Consider the following 17,178-nt stretch of genomic DNA (forward strand, 5'->3'; position numbering starts at 1 on the left):
GCCAATCGGGCGGCCCACTTGGCAGCCCGGTTCAACCAGACGCATGAGCGCCATGTCCGAGCCCATCCTTACCTCTGGCGATCTGCTCGCTCGCTTCCGGGCCCTGGACAGTTTTCTTCTGCAGCATCAGGCGCTCTGGCGACCTCGGCCGTTTCATCACCTGCAACTGCCTTGGGAAACGGAGCTGGCGGAACTCGCTACCTGGCTGCGCAGCCGCTCCCTGGAGCAGGCTGAGGCCAGCGACAACAGCCCCTTCGCACTCTCTGCACCTGCGCCCTTTCCCGACCTGGCCCGCCAGGCGCAAGCACTTAGTCAGTTGGGCGAAATTCCGAGCCTGGACAGTCCGCCGCGCGCGCACGCCTTGAGCGTCGATGTACCCGGCAGGAAGCTGGCGCAGATCCAGGCTTTTGCCAGCCACCTGCAGTTTCGCCAGCGCCCCGCGCACTGGCTCGACTGGTGTTCCGGCAAGGGCCACCTCGGTCGCTGGCTGACTCAGGATGACCAGTACCTGACCTGCCTGGAGTACGACCCGGCACTGATCGAGTCCGGTAGCGCACTGAGCAAACGCCTGGGACTGGCTGCCGCACACCTACAGCAGGATGTGCTTGCCGATGATTGCGACGAACGCCTGACGAAAGAACATACTCCCGTGGCCCTGCACGCCTGTGGCGACCTGCACGTCCGCCTGCTGCAACTGGCCAGCCGCAACGGATGCCCACAACTGGCGGTGGCGCCCTGCTGCTACAACCGCATCGCCGGCCTGCAGTACCAAGCGCTCTCGACTGCCGCACAAGCGTCCGCATTGCGGCTTTCACGCGACGATCTCGGCCTGCCATTGAGCGAGACCGTCACCGCCGGCGCCCGCGTACGCCGACAGCGCAATCAGTCGATGGCTTGGCGCCTGGCTTTCGATCTGCTGCAACGCCAGCTACGCGGCATCGATGAATACCTGCCAACGCCATCGCTGCCCAGCGACTGGTTGAGCAAACCTTTCGCCCGCTTCTGTCATGACCTCGCCGCACTGCGTGAAGTGCCTGCGCCTGGTGAGCAGGACTGGTACGCACTGGAAGCTCGCGGCTGGCAACGCCTGGCCGAAGTGCGCAATCTGGAACTGCTGCGCAACCTGTTCCGCCGGCCACTGGAACTCTGGCTGCTGCTCGACCGCGCCCTGTATCTGCAGGAACAGGGCTACAAGGTGAAGCTGGGCACCTTCTGCGATTACCAACTGAGCCCGCGCAACCTGCTACTGCTGGCCGAGCGCGCCTGAGTTGCACACAGAAGCTGTGGATAACTCTGTTGATCCTTTCTGGGCAAATGCTGCAAAGCCACTTGGGAATTGCCTCGTAGACATCTGATCAATTTTCGAACAGCCCTCGAAGCCCTAGCAAAAACAATAACTTGCGAAAAATCGTGATCGAATGCACAGAGCCGGTGCGCCACCGTCGCACGCGCCTTCTCTTTGTGCATAAGCAAAAAGCTGCTGATCGCCGAGCCCGGAAAAACCTGGCTCGAAGGTGGCTTTACTCAGGCCGATGAATGGATATAATGGCGGCCCTTCAGTGCCGGTATAGCTCAGCTGGTAGAGCAACTGACTTGTAATCAGTAGGTCCCGGGTTCGACTCCTGGTGCCGGCACCATCTAATATCAAGGCCTGCTTTCATGCAGGCCTTTTTTGTTTTTGCTCCTGCCCACATCCGTCGCTTGTTCATTGCACTTACCGCACTCGGCTCGTGGGTATGGCGAAAGGTTACATAGCGAGGTTATTGAGCAGATGCGTATTCTTGTTACCGGCGGTGCCGGCTTCATCGGCTCAGCCCTGATTCGCCACCTGATCCAAAACACCGGGCATCAGGTGCTCAACCTCGACAAGTTGACCTACGCCGGCAACCTGGAATCGCTTGCCCCCGTCGATGGCAACCCGCGCTACCGCTTCGTCCAGGCGGATATCGCCGACAGCCCTGTGGTTGCGCAGACGCTGGCCGAGTTCCAGCCCGACGCCATCATGCACCTGGCCGCCGAGTCCCACGTCGACCGCTCCATCGATGGCCCAGCGGCCTTTATCCAGACCAATATCGTCGGCACCTACAGCCTGCTGGAAAGCACCCGTGCCTATTGGCTCGGCCTGAGCGCCGAGCGCAAGGCAGCCTTTCGCTTCCATCACATTTCCACCGACGAGGTATACGGCGACCTGCACGGCGTCGACGATCTCTTCACCGAAACCACGCCCTACGCGCCCAGCTCGCCTTACTCCGCGAGCAAGGCGGCGTCCGACCATCTGGTGCGCGCCTGGCAGCGCACCTATGGGCTGCCGGTGCTGATCACCAACTGCTCGAACAACTACGGCCCGTATCACTTCCCTGAAAAGCTGATCCCGCTGATGATCCTCAACGCCCTGGCGGGCAAACCGCTGCCGGTGTACGGGAATGGTCAGCAAGTGCGCGACTGGCTGTATGTGGATGATCACGCACGCGCCCTGCTCAAAGTGGTCAGCGAGGGCAAGGTCGGCGAGACTTACAACATCGGCGGCCACAATGAGCAGAAGAACCTCGATGTGGTGCAAGCCATCTGCGCACTGCTGGAAGAGCTGGCACCGCAGAAGCCGGCCGGTATCGCACGCTATCAAGACCTCATCACCTACGTGCAGGATCGCCCGGGCCATGACCAGCGCTACGCCATCGACGCCGGCAAGATCGAGCGCGAACTGGGCTGGATACCGCAGGAAACCTTCGAAACCGGCCTGCGCAAGACCGTGCAATGGTATCTGGACAACCTCGACTGGTGCCGCCGCGTGCAGGATGGTAGCTATCAGGGTCAGCGACTCGGAGCACTCTAGAGCTCAAGACGTAGGGCGGGTGCAACCCGCCAGCCAGGCAGCGGCGGGTTGCACCCGCCCTACGCATCGACAAGGAACATAGAAAACATGAAAGGCATCATCCTCGCCGGTGGCTCCGGCACCCGCCTGCACCCCATTACCCTCGGCGTGTCCAAGCAACTGCTACCGATCTATGACAAGCCGATGATCTACTACCCGTTGTCGGTGCTGATGCTGGCCGGCATTCGCGAGATTCTGATCATCTCCACCCCCGAAGATCTGCCCAACTTCCGCAAGATGCTCGGCAACGGCAGTCAGTTCGGCATCGACCTGCAGTATGCCGAGCAACCTTCTCCCGACGGCCTGGCGCAGGCTTTCCTGATCGGCGAGTCGTTCATTGGTGACGACTCGGTATGCCTGATCCTCGGCGACAACATCTTCCATGGTCAGCACTTCACCGAGAAGCTGCTGCGCGCGGCCACCCACAATAGCGGTGCCACGGTCTTCGGCTACTGGGTCAGCGACCCCGAACGTTTTGGCGTGGTCGAATTCGATGCGGCTGGCAATGCGCTGTCGATCGAGGAAAAGCCGGCACAACCCAAGTCCAGCTTTGCCGTGACCGGCCTGTATTTCTACGACAACGATGTGGTGCAGATCGCCAAGGCGGTCAAGCCCTCGCCACGCGGCGAGCTGGAAATCACCGATGTGAACAATGCCTATCTGGCCCGTGGCGACCTGCGCGTGGAGCGTTTCGGTCGTGGCTTCGCCTGGCTCGACACCGGCACTCACGACAGCCTGCTGGATGCCTCGCATTACGTGCAGACGGTAGAAAAACGCCAGGGTCTGAAGGTCGCCTGCCTGGAAGAGATCGCCTACCAGCAGGGCTGGATCGACCGCGAACAACTGCTCGCCTGCGCCAAGGCGCTGGGCAAGACCGGCTACGGCCAGTACCTGTACAAGCTGGCGGAGGAGTCGCAGTGAAAGTCATCGCAACTGCATTGCCGGAGGTACTGATTCTCGAGCCCCAGGTTTTCGGTGATGAGCGTGGTTTTTTCTATGAAAGCTTCAACGCGCGACGCTTTGCCGAAGCCACCGGGGTAAACCGCGAGTTCGTCCAGGACAACCACTCGCGCTCGGCGTGTGGCGTACTGCGCGGCCTGCACTATCAGTTGCAGCAGGCTCAGGGCAAGCTGGTGCGGGTCAGCGCTGGCGAGGTCTATGACGTGGCGGTGGATGTGCGGCGCAGCTCGCCAAACTTCGGCAAATGGGTCGGCGTGCATCTGTCAGCCAAGAACAAGCGCCAGCTGTGGGTGCCGGAAGGCTTCGCCCACGGTTTTCTGGTGCTCAGCGAGTACGCCGAGTTCCTCTACAAGACCACCGACTACTACGCCCCGGCTCACGAGCGCTGCATCCGCTGGGACGACACGCAACTGGCCATCGACTGGCCGCTCGACGGTCTGTCGCCACAACTCTCGGCCAAAGACCAACAGGGCCTGAGTCTGACCGACGCCGAGACCTTCCCATGAAGATTCTGATCAGCGGCCATACCGGTCAGGTCGCGCGTGAACTGCAACTGGCCCTGAGCAAACACGAGCTGGTCAGCCTCGGTCGCCAGGCATTCGACCTGTCGCGCCCGGAAACCCTGGGCGACATCATCCTGCGCGAGCGACCGGCGCTGGTAATCAATGCCGCCGCGTACACCGCCGTCGACCAGGCCGAACAGGAACGCGAGCTGGCCTTCGCCATCAATGCCGAGGCGCCGCGTGCCATCGCCGATGCCTGCTTCGAACTGGACATTCCGCTGATTCACTACTCCACCGACTACGTCTTCGATGGCAGCAAGACCACGCCTTACCGTGAAGCCGATACGCCACATCCGCTGGGCGTCTACGGCGCCAGCAAGGCGGCCGGTGAACAGGCGCTGCGCATCAGCGGCTGCGATCACCTGATCCTGCGCACCAGTTGGGTCTACTCGCAGTACGGGCGCAACTTCCTCCTGACCATGCAGCGCCTACTGCAGGAGCGCGAAGAGCTCAGCGTGGTCGACGACCAGATCGGCGCGCCGACCTGGGCCGGCAGCATCGCCAGCGCCACCGCCGAGCTGATCGAAAAGTGGCAACAAGGACGCCAGCGCTGGGGTACCTACCACCTGACCTGCCAGGGCGAGACCAGTTGGTTCGGCTTCGCCAGCGCCATCGCCGAGCGCCTGCGTGCAGCCGGCAAACCCTGCGCCAGGCTGCGTCCCATTCCCAGCAGCGAGTACCCGACGCCGGCACAGCGCCCACTCAATTCGCGTCTGGATGGCGGGCGCCTGGAACAAGACTGGCAGGTTCGCCTGCCGGACTGGCGCACAGCACTGGATGCCTGCCTGCAACGCATGAACTGAAGGCCTGCGTTTCATCCGCGCGCCCGGCGCCCATCACCGGCCGCACACTTAACGTGCATAATGCGCCGTTCCTTTCTGCACGGTTTGCCATGAGCACGAACACTGCCACTCCCCGTCGCCTGCGCTGGCGCAGCCTCGTGCTGCTGGCGCTGCTGCTTGCGCCACTGCTGTGGCCCGTTCACTTCCTGGCCGAGCGCTACTACCGCGAAGTACTGATCGAGCAGAACCGGCAAACCCTTGACCTGTACGTCGCCAACCTGCTCGGTACGCTGCGTCGTTACGAGGTGCTGCCGCAGATTCTCGGTGATCTTCCAGGTGTACGCGCAGCCCTGCACGCGCCCGAAGACCCTGCCGCACTGGACACCGCCAATCGCCTGCTGGCGCGCATCAAGCGGCAGACCGGTGCCGACGTGATCTACCTGATGAATAATCGCGGCGTCACCCTGGCCGCCTCCAACTGGGACAAGCCCGACAGCTTCGTCGCCGGCAACTTCGCCTTTCGCCCGTATTTTCGTGAAGCGCTGGCCGGGCGCCTGGGACGCTTCTTCGGCCTGGGTACAACGTCCGGCAAGCGCGGTTACTACTTTGCCTACCCAGTGCACGAGGACGACCACAATATCGGCGCACTGGTGGTCAAGGTCGACCTTGATCACACCGAAACGCTGTGGGGCAACACGCCTGAACGGTTGCTGGTGACCGATACCAATGGCGTGGTCATCCTCACCTCGCGGCCGGACTGGCGCTTCCACGCCAGCCGCCCGCTGGACCGGGTCGAGCAATCGGCCATCGCCGCCAATCAGCCCTATCCGACCCAGGCGCCACCTCGCCTGGATATCGACCCAAACGCCTGGCTGACACAAAGTCGTGTTCTGGACGAAACCGGCTGGACGGTGAGCATTCTCGCCCCGCGTATCCTCCTCGACCGCCCCGTGCGCAGCGCCGTGGCCGTGGGCGCGGCAGCCTTGCTGGCGCTGCTGTTGCTGCTCGGCCTGCTGATTTTGCGCCGCCGCCATTACCTCGAACGCATCGCCCTCGACGCCCGCGCCAAGGCCGAACTGGAACAGCGCGTGGCCGAACGCACGCAGGATCTGGAGCTGCTCAACAGCCGCCTCAAGCAGGAAGTGCTCGAACGTGAACAGACGCAGCAAGAACTGGTGCGCGCTCAGGACGAGCTGGTCCAGGCCGGCAAACTTTCAGCGCTCGGCACCATGAGCGCCAGCATCAGCCACGAACTCAACCAGCCGCTGGGGGCGATCCGCAGCTACGCAGAGAACGCCAGCACCCTGCTCGATCACCAGCGCAGCGACGATGCCCGCGCCAACCTCAAGCTGATCAGCGAGCTGACCGAGCGCATGGCCTCGATCATCACCCATTTGCGCGCCTTTGCCCGCCGTGACCGCCACGCGCCGGAGCGGGTTGCCTTGCAGCCAGCGCTGGACGATGCCTTGGCGCTATTGGCCAAGCGCCGCCGGGCCATGGATGTAGAGCTGATTCGCGATCTGCCGGACGCCACCCTCTGGGTCCAGGCTGGCGAGACGCGGCTGCGTCAGGTGCTGGGCAATCTGCTCGGCAATGCGCTCGATGCGTTGATCGATAAGGCACCACCTAGACGCATCTGGATCAGCATCGAGCATCAAGCCGAGCATCTCCACCTACTGCTGCGTGACAATGGCCCCGGCTTCTCGCCCGAATCACTGGCGCGCGCGCGCGAGCCCTTCTTCACCACCAAGACCAGCGCCCAAGGCCTGGGGCTGGGCCTGGCCATCTGCGATAGTCTGGTGCGTGCGCTGGACGGCGAACTGCTGCTGGCCAATCATCCCGAGGGTGGCGCGCTGATCACCCTGCGCCTGCGCCTGGCCGCTCCCGGCGTCAACCTGCAACCTTCCGAGGATCCTTCGCCATGACCAGCGACAGCGCCATCGACAGCCGCATTCAGGTACTGCTGATCGACGACGACGCCCACCTGCGCCAGGCGCTCAGCCAGACGCTCGACCTGGCCGGGCTCAAGGTGCTCAGCCTGGGCGATGCGCAGGGCCTGGCCGCACGCATTCCGGCAGGCTGGCCGGGCGTGGTGGTCAGCGACATCCGCATGCCCGGCATCGATGGTCTGCAACTGCTGCAGCAGCTGCGCGAGCGTGATGCCGAGCTGCCGGTGCTGCTGATCACCGGCCACGGTGACGTGCCGCTGGCCGTGCAGGCGATGCGCGCTGGCGCCTACGACTTCCTGGAAAAACCTTTCGCCAACGATGACCTGCTCGACAGCGTGCGCCGTGCCCTAGAGCTGCGCCGCCTGGTGCTGGATAACCGCAGCCTGCGTATGGCACTCAACGACCGCCAGCAACTGTCCAGCCGCCTGGTGGGCCAGTCGCCTGCCATGCAGCGCCTGCGCGAACAGATCGGTGCCCTCGCCGGCATCGCCACCGATGTGCTGATCCTGGGCGAGACCGGCGCCGGCAAGGAGGTGGTCGCCCGCGCCCTGCACGATCTGTCCAGCCGCCGCGACGGCCCCTTCGTCGCCATCAACGCCGGCGCACTGGCCGAATCGGTGGTGGAAAGCGAGTTGTTCGGCCACGAGGCCGGCGCCTTTACCGGCGCGCAGAAACGGCGCATTGGCAAGTTCGAGTTCGCCAATGGCGGCACCCTGTTCCTCGACGAGATCGAGAGCATGAGCATGGATGTGCAGGTCAAGCTGCTGCGCCTGCTGCAGGAGCGTGTGGTCGAGCGCCTCGGTGGTAATCAGCTGATCCCGCTGGACATCCGTGTGATCGCCGCGACCAAGGAAGACCTGCGCCAGGCTGCCGATGCCGGGCGTTTCCGCGCCGACCTGTACTACCGCCTCAACGTCGCACCGCTGTCCATCCCGCCGCTGCGCGAGCGCGGCGAGGACGCCTTGCTGCTGTTCCAGCATTTCGCCGAATCGGCGGCCGCCCGCCACGCCCTGGCGCCACGTGAACTGCAACCAGGGCAGCGTGCGCTGCTGCTGCGTCATCCATGGCCGGGCAACGTGCGTGAACTGCAGAACGCCGCCGAGCGCTTTGCGTTGGGCCTGGAGCTGGCACTCGACAGCAACGCGCCCAGTCTGCCGCCGGTCAATGGCGGGCTCAGCGAGCAGGTCGAAGCCTTCGAGCGCGCGCTGATCGCCGCCGAGTTGAGCCGTCCGCACGGCTCGCTACGCAGCCTGGCCGAAGCCCTGGGCGTACCGCGCAAGACCCTGCACGACAAACTGCGCAAACATGGCCTGACCTTCTCCGGCGCTGGCGGAAGCTCGCCAGAGGACTTCGACTGACTGGCGGCAAACCGCCAAATCCATCACCAAAGACTTGCCGGCGGCGGGTTCATGAACCCGCCAGCCCCTCGGCAAAGAGCCATCAAAGCCCTCAACCACGGGCTTTTCCCCGATGCGTGGAATCCAACGACAGCAGACTGGCACAAGGGTTGCTCTAGACTTCCGTCAAGCGAACCCACAAGTACAAGTCCAGGCCTCGCGAATGCCCCCCGGCGTTTTTCTCCAAGCCGCCTAGACTTGCTCTTGTCCGTTCGTTAGCAGCGCCACTGGCGCCAATGCGATAAACACAACAAGAGGAAGCATCCGCATGTTCAAACTGACTGCCAAGGCGCTGGCTTGCGCCCTGTCCCTGTCCATCGCTGGCGTGGTTCACGCTGCCGACCCGATCGTCATCAAATTCTCCCACGTGGTTGCCGAGCACACCCCGAAAGGTCAGGGTGCCGTGCTGTTCAAGCAACTGGCTGAAGAGCGCCTGGGCGACAAGGTCAAGGTCGAGGTCTACCCGAACTCCTCGCTGTTCGGCGACGGCAAGGAAATGGAAGCGCTGCTGCTCGGTGACGTGCAGATGATCGCCCCATCCCTGGCCAAGTTCGAGCATTACACCAAGCAACTGCAGGTATTCGACCTGCCGTTCCTGTTCGACAACATGGCCGCAGTCGATCGCTTCCAGAACAGCCCCGAAGGCCAGAAACTGCTGACCTCCATGACCGACAAGGGCATCACCGGCCTGGCCTACTGGCACAACGGCCTGAAGCAGCTGTCGGCCAACAAGGCGCTGCTGGAGCCGAAGGACGCCCGTGGCCTGAAGTTCCGCGTACAGGCTTCCGCCGTACTGGAAGAGCAGTTCAAGGCCGTGCGCGCCAACCCGCGCAAGATGAGCTTCGCCGAGGTCTATCAGGGCCTGCAGACTGGCGTGGTCAACGGTGCCGAGAACCCGTACTCGAACATCTACAGCCAGAAGATGCACGAAGTGCAGAAGTACATCACCGAGTCCAACCATGGCCTGCTGGACTACATGCTGATCACCAACACCAAGTTCTGGGACGGGCTGCCGGCTGACGTACGCGACGAGCTGAACAAGATCATCGCCGAGGTCACCGTCGAGGTGAACAAACAGGCTGACGCCCTCAACGAAGGCGACAAGCAGCGCATCCTGGAAGCCGGCACCACCGAAATCCTGACCCTGACGCCTGAGCAGCGCGGCCAATGGCGCGACGCCATGCAGCCGGTATGGCAGAAGTTCGAAGGCGAGATCGGTGCCGACCTGATCAAGGCCGCGCAAGCCGCCAACCAGCAATAAGGCCGGAGAGCCGGGTGGGCAGGGTGCAATTGCCCTGCTCCACCACGACGCCCGCAAAGGGCATCGAAACATGCAGCAACCGGTGAGCCGGCCCTCGGTTTGCCTTACGCCCTTTCCATTCGGGAGAACCGACCATGAACGCCTTGCGGCGCGTCTGGGAGCACTTCGAGGAAGGCTTCATCGCCTTCCTCCTGGCGGCCATGACGCTGATCACATTCGTCTACGTGATCCTCAACAACTTCTACACCCTGTTCTACTGGCTGGGTGACGCCTTTGGCGGTAACGAGCTGCTGCTCGGTATTGGCGATGCCATTCTCGACATGGCCCAGGCGATGACCTGGAGCAACGCCCTGACCAAGGCCATGTTCGGCTGGCTGATTTTCTTCGGCCTGGCCTACGGCGTGCGTACTGCCGGCCACATCGGTGTCGATGCCCTGGTCAAGCTGGCCCCTCGCGGTGTACAGCGCGTCATCGGCGTGATCGCCTGCTCGGCCTGCCTGGGCTACGCCGGCCTCATCGCGGTCGGTAGCTACGACTGGGTCAGCACCCTGTTCAAGGCCGGCATCGGTGCCGAGGATCTCGGTCACTACGGCATCAAGCAATGGCATATCGGCATGATCGTGCCCTTCGGCTACGCCATGGTGTTCATCCGCTTCCTGGAAATCCTCGTGCGCATTCTGCGTGACCAGCAGACCGGTCTCGGTCTGGCGGATGAAGCCGCTGACGCCCTGAAAATCAATGAGCATGAGGAGCCCAAGCAATGACCGTTCTGTTCCTCTTCCTGCTGCTGTTTTTGCTGATGTTCATCGGCGTGCCGATTGCAGCCTCGCTCGGCCTGGCCGGTTCGATCACCATCATGCTGTTCAGCCCGGACTCAGTGCGCTCGCTGGCGATCAAGCTGTTCGAGACCTCCGAACACTACACTCTGCTGGCCATTCCGTTCTTCCTGCTCTCCGGTGCCTTCATGACCACCGGTGGTGTGGCCAAGCGCCTGATCGACTTCGCCAACGCCTGCGTCGGCCACATCCGTGGCGGTCTGGCCATCGGTGCGGTACTGGCGTGCATGCTGTTCGCCGCCCTGTCCGGCTCGTCGCCGGCGACCGTGGCCGCAGTCGGCTCCATCGCCATCGCCGGCATGGTGCGCTCCGGTTACCCGCAGGCCTTCGGCGCCGGCATCGTGTGTAACGCCGGCACCCTAGGCATCCTGATTCCGCCGTCGATCGTGATGGTGGTGTACGCCGCCGCCACCGAGCAGTCGGTGGGCAAGCTGTTCATGGCCGGGGTGATCCCAGGCGTGATGCTCGGCCTGGTGCTGATGATCGCGATCTACATCGTCGCGCGCATCAAGAAGCTGCCGGCACTGCCGCGTGCCAGCTTCCGCGAGTGGCTGCGCGCCGCCCGTGAGGCGTTCTGGGGCCTGCTGCTGATGGTGATCATCCTCGGTGGTATCTACACCGGCATGTTCACCCCGACCGAGGCTGCGGCCGTGGCGGCGGTATACGCCGGCTTCGTCGCCCTGTTCGTGTACAAGGACCTGAGCATCCGCGAGTGCCCGAAGGTGCTGCTGGAGTCCGGCAAGCTGACCATCATGCTGATGTTCATCATTGCCAACGCCATGCTCTTCGCCCACGTGCTGACCACCGAGCAGATCCCGCAGCAGATCACCGCCTGGGTGGTGGATCTGGGTCTGCAGCCGTGGCAGTTCCTGCTGGTAGTGAACATCGTGCTGCTGATCGCCGGTGCCTTCATGGAGCCGTCGGCGATCATCCTGATCCTGGCGCCTATCCTGTTCCCGATCGCCATGCAGCTGGGCATCGACCCGATCCACCTGGGCATCATCATGGTGGTGAACATGGAGATCGGTCTGATCACGCCACCGGTGGGGCTGAACCTGTTCGTCACCTCGGCGGTGACGGGCATGCCACTGACGGCCGTGATCCGCGCCGCGCTGCCATGGCTGATGCTGCTGATCAGCTTCCTGATGGTGATTACCTACATCCCGGCCGTTTCCATGGCGCTGCCGAACATGCTCGGCATGTAAGGGTTCAACCGAACGATGCTACTTCGGTACCTCGTGTACCCACTCCGCCCGGCCTTAGTGCCGGGCTTTTTTTGCACGAAACAATCTGATGAAAACTACTGTAGCGTGCACATTTCCACAGCAGTGCACACAAGCGCCTGTGGTCACGTAAAGTCAAGCTCGATATCGCCAAGGAAACCGCCACATGATCAAGCGCAGCCTGAAATCCATCGTCACCACCTGGTTTACAGGCCTGTTGTCGTTGCTGCCACTGGTTCTGACCCTGGCACTACTTGCCTGGATATTCAGCCTGCTCAATCGTCTGGTCGGACCTTCGACCCTGATCGGCCAAGTATTCGCTGCCCTCGGCCAGCCCTTTTCCAGCAACAGCTACCTGGCCTACTTGCTGGGCAGCCTGGTACTGCTGGCCAGCCTCTATCCACTGGGCCTGGCCGTGCAACTGGGCCTACGCCGGCCCCTGTCCTGGCTGCTGGATCGCACCCTGCGGCGCACGCCGCTGATCGGCAACTTCTACAACCTGGCCGATCGCTTCGTCGGCCTGCTGGACAAGAGCAAGAACCCGGACATCACCACCATGGCGCCGGTCTGGTGTTTCTTCGGCGGTGACGGCGCAGCGGTACTGGCCCTGCGTCCAAGCTCGGAGACGGTGGAACTGGAAGGCCGTGCCTACTGTGCCATCCTCATTCCCACCGCGCCGATTCCGGTCGGTGGCGGCCTGCTCTACGTACCACAGGAGTGGATACGCCCGGCCGAAATGGGCGTCGACCAGTTGACCAGCATCTATGTATCCATGGGCCTCACCCCACCAACCCCCAAGCGCGGCCTGGAAAACGCGCCGATCAAGCGCGCGGATGTCGAGCCGCTCTAAGCCAGCGGCAGACTGGTAGTGGACTTGATCTCCGACAGCGCGACGATGGAGTTCACCTCCTGGATTCCCGGCACCAGCGACAGCTTCTCGAAGAAAAAGCGCTCATAGGCCTCAATGTCGCGGGTGACGATGCGCAGCATGAAATCCACCGCGCCCATCAGCACATGGCACTCCAGCACCTCGGGAAACTCGCGCATGGCCTCGGCGAACTCGGTCAGGTTGGAACGCCCATGGGCGTTGAGCTTCACCTGAGCGAACACCTGGGTGTGCAGACCGACCTTCTTGCGATCGAGCAACGTCACCTGCTTGCGGATCACCCCCTCCTCCTTGAGGCGCTGGATACGGCGCCAGCACGGCGACTGCGACAGACCGATGCGCTCGGCGAGCTCAGCGGTGGACAAGCCGGCGTCCTCCTGCAGCAGGGCGAGAATACGTTGATCGTAGGCATCCAACGCAATGGACATAAATAATCCCCAATACTCGAAATTAAAGGCAAGCTTATCCATTAAACATGGATTAACACAGCGAACCAGGCAAACCTTTTGCCGGAATAAGGCGGAAACTTAGGCAAAATCTGCCCGAGTTATCGCCATGCCTGATACCACCCCGTTTCCGTCCGCCCATTCCCGACGCGATCCCTGGCAGGATCGCCCTGACGCCTGCGTTGAGTACCAGCTGCGCACCGATGCCGAAGCCGATGTCATGTGCCGCCTGCTCGGCCTGTTCGCACAGTTGCAGGTGTTACCCGACGCCCTGCACATGCAGCGCCTGCAGGACGACCTGCATATCAGCCTGCGTCTGTCTGGCCTGTCGCTGCATCGCGCCGGCGTGCTGGCGCAGAAACTGCGCAGCCTGGTCTGCGTATGGGAGGTGACCTGGCAACACCTGGATCACAGCCTGGTGACGGAGGTGGCCTGAAGCGGCGACTCATCACGCATGGGCCTTCGCCCTTGTGCTGCTTTTCGGGCATCCTAGCCAGGCTGAAAGGCCGTTGAAAAACGGCCTGCTAACCTTGTTCAGGCCGACCCGAGGAGCCCGCATGTCCGCCTTCACCGCTACCGCCCCTGACCGTGTACTGGATCTTGGCGACCTGCTGCGTGAGCTGGTGGCCCAGGGCCGGGTCGAGCAGGACGTGGCCGAGCAGTGCCTGGCGATTCGCCGCAGCTCACTGAACAACACCCAACATCCGCTGGAGTTCCTCGCCGCACAGCAGGTCGACGACCTGACGCGCCCGGGCAAGAAGCTCGACCTGGAAACCCTTACCGTCTGGCTGGCCGACTTCGCCGGCCAACCCTACCTGCGCATCGATCCACTGAAGATCGACGTGCCGGCTATCACCCCGTTGATGTCCTACGCCTTCGCCCAGCGTCACAAGATCCTCGCCGTGGCAGTGGACAGCGAAAGCGTCACCATCGCCAGCAGCCAGCCGCTGGTGCACAGCTGGGAGGCCAACCTGGTGCACGTGCTCAAGCGCCCGATCAAGCGCGTGGTAGCCAACCCCAGCGACATTCAGCGCTTCACCACCGAGTTCTATCGCCTGGCGCGTTCGGTCAGCGGCGCCAATGCCACCGATCAAAAGATCAGCGGCGTCGGCAACTTCGAGCAATTGCTCAGCCTCGGCGCCCAGGATCAGGAGCCGGACGCCAACGACGCGCACATCGTCAACATCGTCGACTGGCTGTTCCAGTACGCCTTCCAGCAACGTGCCAGCGATATCCACATCGAGCCACGCCGCGAGCAGGGCAGCGTACGCTTTCGCATCGACGGCGTGCTGCACACCGTCTACCAGTTCCCGGCACAGGTGACCATGGCGGTGGTCAGCCGCCTGAAGAACCTCGGGCGCATGAACATCGCCGAGAAACGCAAGCCACAGGATGGCCGGGTCAAGACCAAGACCCCGGATGGCGGCGAAGTGGAATTGCGCCTGTCGACCCTGCCGACCGCCTTCGGCGAGAAGATGGTGATGCGTATCTTCGACCCGGAAGTACTGCTGAAAAGCCCGGATCAGCTTGGCTTCTCTCCTGACGACCTGCGCCGCTGGGCCAGCATGACCAGCCAGCCCAACGGCATCATTCTGGTCACCGGCCCCACCGGCTCGGGCAAGACCACCACCCTCTACACCACCCTCAAGCAACTGGCGACCGAGGAGGTGAACGTCTGCACCATCGAAGACCCGATCGAGATGATCGAAGGCGCCTTCAACCAGATGCAGGTGCAGCACAACATCGACCTGACCTTCGCCAGCGGCGTGCGCGCGCTGATGCGTCAGGATCCGGACATCATCATGGTCGGTGAGATCCGCGACCTGGAAACCGCCGAAATGGCGATACAGGCGGCACTGACCGGCCACCTGGTGCTGTCCACCCTGCACACCAACGACGCGTCCAGCGCCATCACCCGCCTGCTCGAACTGGGCGTGCCGCACTACCTGCTCAAGGCCACCATTCTCGGCGTCATGGCGCAGCGCCTGGTGCGAACCCTGTGCCCACACTGCAAGGCGCCGGTGCAGCTGGACGAGGACGCCTGGAATAGCCTGACCCGTCCCTGGAGCTCGCCACTGCCAACGCAGGCCCATCATGCCGTCGGCTGCCTGGAGTGCCGTGAAACCGGCTATCGTGGCCGTGCCGGTGTCTACGAAATCATGCTGATCAACGACGCCATCAAACCGCTGATCAACGCCGACACCGACCTCACCGCACTGCGCCGCGCCGCCTTCAAGGACGGTATGCGTAGCCTGCGTCTGTCCGGCGCGCAAAAGGTCGCGGCAGGGCTGACCACCATCGAGGAAGTGCTGCGCGTCACTCCGCAAAGCGAGCAACGCTGAGGCGTGCGCAGCCCGCCAGCGGCGGGGCCAGGCGGACAGACACTGAGCCTCTTTGAGCTGCCGCACCAGCGCGGCAAGCACAAACCATTTCGATATGAACGGGTTCTCATCGCTCAACAGGCATGCGCCCACCCTGCGAAGGGGTCGGCGGCAACGGCCATGTGACTATGCTTAGATTGTTCGCCCTGGCACGCCGTTGAACAACGTAGGCGAGACAGGCAAGACAAGGCAGGTAGTTGTTCAACAGCCTGCAAGCAAAGGAGCCCATGCAATGCTTGTTGAAGGGCGCGCAAGCAACACGCTCAGCCGGGGTCGTGCAGTACGTTCATGATCACCTATCTGCATAACCTGTCGTTCGAGCACTGGCTGGCCCTGGCTACCCTGCTGCTGATTTTCGAAGTGTTTGGTGCCGGCGGCTACCTGCTCTGGGTCGGCCTCATGGCTGTCGCTGTCGGCGCAGTGGTTTTCCTGCTTCCCGAGTTGCACTGGGCCTGGCAACTCATGCTGTTTGGCATGCTGGCGATACTGTCGGCATTGCTATGGCGGCAACACCAGCGCCGGACTGTCCGCTAGATAGACCACCAATGCGGGCAACCGGCCATCGCCAGCAAGGAACCACCAGCGGCTTGCGCGACTCCTAGGTGAAGTACCACCCCAAAGGAGCTTCATCATGCGTGTAACGAGCCGTGCCGCACTAGCCTTCAGTGCCTGCCTGTTTGCCCAGACTGCTGCCGCCGATGGCCTGCTGCGCGACATTCTTTCCTCGGGCGCAACCACCGCCTCGACCTATCTGACCTTCAAGGATCGCAAGCTGGTTGCAGCGGCCGAAGAAGATGCCAGCAGCTTCGTTGCCAGTAACGGCGAAATCCGCGGCCCGCACCTGGAAGCCGCGATGCAGCAACTGCGTAGCGCCAACCCGCAGTTGCAGGAGGCCGACGACATGGCGCTGGCCAGCGCCATTCTTGCAGCGTCGGCGAACGCGAGCGAGAACGTGGCGACCGCAGAATAAAAAAGGCTCTGTCTGAGTTATCTGTTGCAGTGGTCTAAACTGAATCGTGATCTTTCCCAGCATGAGGGATCTATCATGAAAGCGGTTCAGTTTTCGCGGTGGATGGCACAGCTCTCCAGCCTCAACCCAGAGCAACGCGACCAGTTGAGATCCAAGCTCTTGCCAGCTGCCAGGCACTGGCAGGACGCAATCAAGGCCCCAAGCCATTGCCCGCATTGTCAATCGCGGGAACTGCGCCCCTGGGGTTCCAGTGGTGACTTGCCGCGATACCGCTGCAAGGTTTGCGGCAAAACCAGCAATGCCCTGACGGGCACCCCAATGGCGCGACTGAGAAAGCGCCATCTCTGGCAAGACTATGCGGACGCACTGACCCAGAGCCTGAGCGTGCGCAAGGCCGCCGTTCATTGTGGCGTCAGCAAAAACACAGCTTTCCTGTGGCGACATAGGTTTCTTTCTCGGATTGCCGATCACCAGGCCCAGCACGCGTCAGGCATTGTTGAAGCAGATGAAACCTTCTTCCTGGAGTCCTTCAAAGGGCAACGCGAACTGCCTCGACCGCCTCGTCGGCGCGGTGGCAGCGCCCAACGACGCGGACTGTCTGCCGAGCAAATTCCTGTGCTGGTGGTAAGAGATCGCAGTGGTCAGCAGGCAG

The 17,178-nt window shown here is 62.8% G+C and carries 16 protein-coding genes, 1 tRNA gene and 1 pseudogene; 17 read left to right on the forward strand and 1 reads right to left on the reverse strand.

Going from position 1 to position 17,178, the window contains the following annotated elements; translation table 11 throughout:
* The first annotated feature begins 52 nt into the window (after positions 1-52).
* The 12 genes from DBO86_RS02700 to DBO86_RS02755 all read left to right on the forward strand — a co-directional run bounded on the left by DBO86_RS02700 (position 53) and on the right by DBO86_RS02755 (position 12,693).
* Positions 53-1,267 carry a methyltransferase gene (locus tag DBO86_RS02700; protein WP_108232913.1) on the forward strand — a complete coding sequence of 405 codons (1,215 nt, stop codon included), beginning with the start codon at positions 53-55 and terminating at the stop codon, positions 1,265-1,267.
* A gap of 294 nt (positions 1,268-1,561) precedes the next feature.
* Positions 1,562-1,637, forward strand: a tRNA-Thr gene (locus tag DBO86_RS02705).
* A gap of 134 nt (positions 1,638-1,771) precedes the next feature.
* Entirely contained in the window at positions 1,772-2,833 is a 1,062-nt protein-coding gene (gene rfbB, locus DBO86_RS02710; protein ID WP_108232914.1) for a dTDP-glucose 4,6-dehydratase, read from the forward strand.
* A gap of 87 nt (positions 2,834-2,920) precedes the next feature.
* Positions 2,921-3,793 carry a glucose-1-phosphate thymidylyltransferase RfbA gene (rfbA, locus tag DBO86_RS02715; RefSeq protein ID WP_108232915.1) on the forward strand — a complete coding sequence of 291 codons (873 nt, stop codon included), beginning with the start codon at positions 2,921-2,923 and terminating at the stop codon, positions 3,791-3,793.
* Positions 3,790-4,338, forward strand: a complete 549-nt coding sequence (rfbC, locus tag DBO86_RS02720) for a dTDP-4-dehydrorhamnose 3,5-epimerase (protein WP_108232916.1) — start codon at positions 3,790-3,792, stop codon at positions 4,336-4,338. The genes rfbA and rfbC overlap by 4 nt, the downstream gene beginning before the upstream one ends.
* The gene (gene rfbD, locus DBO86_RS02725) at positions 4,335-5,198 is read left to right on the forward strand and encodes a dTDP-4-dehydrorhamnose reductase (protein ID WP_055985244.1); all 864 of its coding nucleotides are present in this window, start codon (positions 4,335-4,337) and stop codon (positions 5,196-5,198) included. Before rfbC ends, rfbD begins: the two co-directional genes overlap by 4 nt.
* Before the next feature lie 89 nt (positions 5,199-5,287).
* Positions 5,288-7,102 carry a sensor histidine kinase gene (locus tag DBO86_RS02730; RefSeq protein ID WP_108232917.1) on the forward strand — a complete coding sequence of 605 codons (1,815 nt, stop codon included), beginning with the start codon at positions 5,288-5,290 and terminating at the stop codon, positions 7,100-7,102.
* The gene (locus DBO86_RS02735; protein ID WP_108232918.1) at positions 7,099-8,484 is read left to right on the forward strand and encodes a sigma-54-dependent transcriptional regulator; all 1,386 of its coding nucleotides are present in this window, start codon (positions 7,099-7,101) and stop codon (positions 8,482-8,484) included. The genes DBO86_RS02730 and DBO86_RS02735 overlap by 4 nt, the downstream gene beginning before the upstream one ends.
* Positions 8,485-8,791: 307 nt before the next feature.
* Positions 8,792-9,784 carry a C4-dicarboxylate TRAP substrate-binding protein DctP gene (dctP, locus tag DBO86_RS02740; protein WP_090337201.1) on the forward strand — a complete coding sequence of 331 codons (993 nt, stop codon included), beginning with the start codon at positions 8,792-8,794 and terminating at the stop codon, positions 9,782-9,784.
* Positions 9,785-9,918: 134 nt separating this feature from the next.
* Positions 9,919-10,548 (forward strand): TRAP transporter small permease, encoded by a 630-nt coding sequence (locus tag DBO86_RS02745; RefSeq protein ID WP_108232919.1) that lies wholly within the window; start codon positions 9,919-9,921, stop codon positions 10,546-10,548.
* Positions 10,545-11,825 (forward strand): C4-dicarboxylate TRAP transporter large permease protein DctM, encoded by a 1,281-nt coding sequence (gene dctM, locus DBO86_RS02750; RefSeq protein WP_108232920.1) that lies wholly within the window; start codon positions 10,545-10,547, stop codon positions 11,823-11,825. The genes DBO86_RS02745 and dctM overlap by 4 nt, the downstream gene beginning before the upstream one ends.
* Before the next feature lie 184 nt (positions 11,826-12,009).
* The gene (locus tag DBO86_RS02755; protein WP_108232921.1) at positions 12,010-12,693 is read left to right on the forward strand and encodes a DUF502 domain-containing protein; all 684 of its coding nucleotides are present in this window, start codon (positions 12,010-12,012) and stop codon (positions 12,691-12,693) included.
* On the opposite strand, the gene DBO86_RS02760 is transcribed toward DBO86_RS02755, so the two are convergent.
* Positions 12,690-13,157 (reverse strand): Lrp/AsnC family transcriptional regulator, encoded by a 468-nt coding sequence (locus tag DBO86_RS02760; protein ID WP_108232922.1) that lies wholly within the window; start codon positions 13,155-13,157, stop codon positions 12,690-12,692. The genes DBO86_RS02755 and DBO86_RS02760 overlap by 4 nt on opposite strands.
* A gap of 127 nt (positions 13,158-13,284) precedes the next feature.
* Here DBO86_RS02760 and DBO86_RS02765 point away from each other — a divergent pair, with 127 nt between their 5' ends.
* From DBO86_RS02765 to DBO86_RS02785, 5 genes and pseudogenes are all read left to right on the forward strand, one after another.
* Complete coding sequence (locus DBO86_RS02765) at positions 13,285-13,611, forward strand: hypothetical protein (RefSeq protein WP_104727122.1); 327 nt, start codon at positions 13,285-13,287, stop codon at positions 13,609-13,611.
* Between the two features lie 121 nt (positions 13,612-13,732).
* The gene (tfpB, locus tag DBO86_RS02770) at positions 13,733-15,517 is read left to right on the forward strand and encodes a type IV pilus assembly ATPase TfpB (protein ID WP_108232923.1); all 1,785 of its coding nucleotides are present in this window, start codon (positions 13,733-13,735) and stop codon (positions 15,515-15,517) included.
* A gap of 327 nt (positions 15,518-15,844) precedes the next feature.
* The gene (locus DBO86_RS02775) at positions 15,845-16,090 is read left to right on the forward strand and encodes an NfeD family protein (protein WP_104727124.1); all 246 of its coding nucleotides are present in this window, start codon (positions 15,845-15,847) and stop codon (positions 16,088-16,090) included.
* Between the two features lie 97 nt (positions 16,091-16,187).
* Positions 16,188-16,526, forward strand: coding sequence for a DUF2388 domain-containing protein (locus tag DBO86_RS02780; protein WP_104727125.1), 339 nt, complete (start codon positions 16,188-16,190; stop codon positions 16,524-16,526).
* A gap of 75 nt (positions 16,527-16,601) precedes the next feature.
* Positions 16,602-17,178, forward strand: a pseudogene (locus tag DBO86_RS02785) (IS1595-like element ISAchd1 family transposase); the annotation flags it as partial.

Origin of the sequence: Ectopseudomonas oleovorans (genome assembly GCF_003052605.1) — a bacterium.
Lineage (GTDB): Bacteria > Pseudomonadota > Gammaproteobacteria > Pseudomonadales > Pseudomonadaceae > Aquipseudomonas > Aquipseudomonas oleovorans_A.

What these genes read in the sequence shown, in the direction of transcription:
- DBO86_RS02765 (WP_104727122.1), top strand. Translation starts at nt 13,285, where the DNA reads ATGCCTGATACCACCCCGTTTCCGTCCGCCCATTCCCGACGCGATCCC.
- DBO86_RS02780 (WP_104727125.1), top strand. Translation starts at nt 16,188, where the DNA reads ATGCGTGTAACGAGCCGTGCCGCACTAGCCTTCAGTGCCTGCCTGTTT.
- rfbD (WP_055985244.1), top strand. Translation starts at nt 4,335, where the DNA reads ATGAAGATTCTGATCAGCGGCCATACCGGTCAGGTCGCGCGTGAACTG.
- rfbA (WP_108232915.1), top strand. Translation starts at nt 2,921, where the DNA reads ATGAAAGGCATCATCCTCGCCGGTGGCTCCGGCACCCGCCTGCACCCC.
- DBO86_RS02700 (WP_108232913.1), top strand. Translation starts at nt 53, where the DNA reads ATGTCCGAGCCCATCCTTACCTCTGGCGATCTGCTCGCTCGCTTCCGG.
- DBO86_RS02755 (WP_108232921.1), top strand. Translation starts at nt 12,010, where the DNA reads ATGATCAAGCGCAGCCTGAAATCCATCGTCACCACCTGGTTTACAGGC.
- tfpB (WP_108232923.1), top strand. Translation starts at nt 13,733, where the DNA reads ATGTCCGCCTTCACCGCTACCGCCCCTGACCGTGTACTGGATCTTGGC.
- DBO86_RS02745 (WP_108232919.1), top strand. Translation starts at nt 9,919, where the DNA reads ATGAACGCCTTGCGGCGCGTCTGGGAGCACTTCGAGGAAGGCTTCATC.
- DBO86_RS02760 (WP_108232922.1), bottom strand. Translation starts at nt 13,157, where the DNA reads ATGTCCATTGCGTTGGATGCCTACGATCAACGTATTCTCGCCCTGCTG.
- dctP (WP_090337201.1), top strand. Translation starts at nt 8,792, where the DNA reads ATGTTCAAACTGACTGCCAAGGCGCTGGCTTGCGCCCTGTCCCTGTCC.
- DBO86_RS02735 (WP_108232918.1), top strand. Translation starts at nt 7,099, where the DNA reads ATGACCAGCGACAGCGCCATCGACAGCCGCATTCAGGTACTGCTGATC.
- dctM (WP_108232920.1), top strand. Translation starts at nt 10,545, where the DNA reads ATGACCGTTCTGTTCCTCTTCCTGCTGCTGTTTTTGCTGATGTTCATC.
- DBO86_RS02730 (WP_108232917.1), top strand. Translation starts at nt 5,288, where the DNA reads ATGAGCACGAACACTGCCACTCCCCGTCGCCTGCGCTGGCGCAGCCTC.
- rfbB (WP_108232914.1), top strand. Translation starts at nt 1,772, where the DNA reads ATGCGTATTCTTGTTACCGGCGGTGCCGGCTTCATCGGCTCAGCCCTG.
- DBO86_RS02775 (WP_104727124.1), top strand. Translation starts at nt 15,845, where the DNA reads ATGATCACCTATCTGCATAACCTGTCGTTCGAGCACTGGCTGGCCCTG.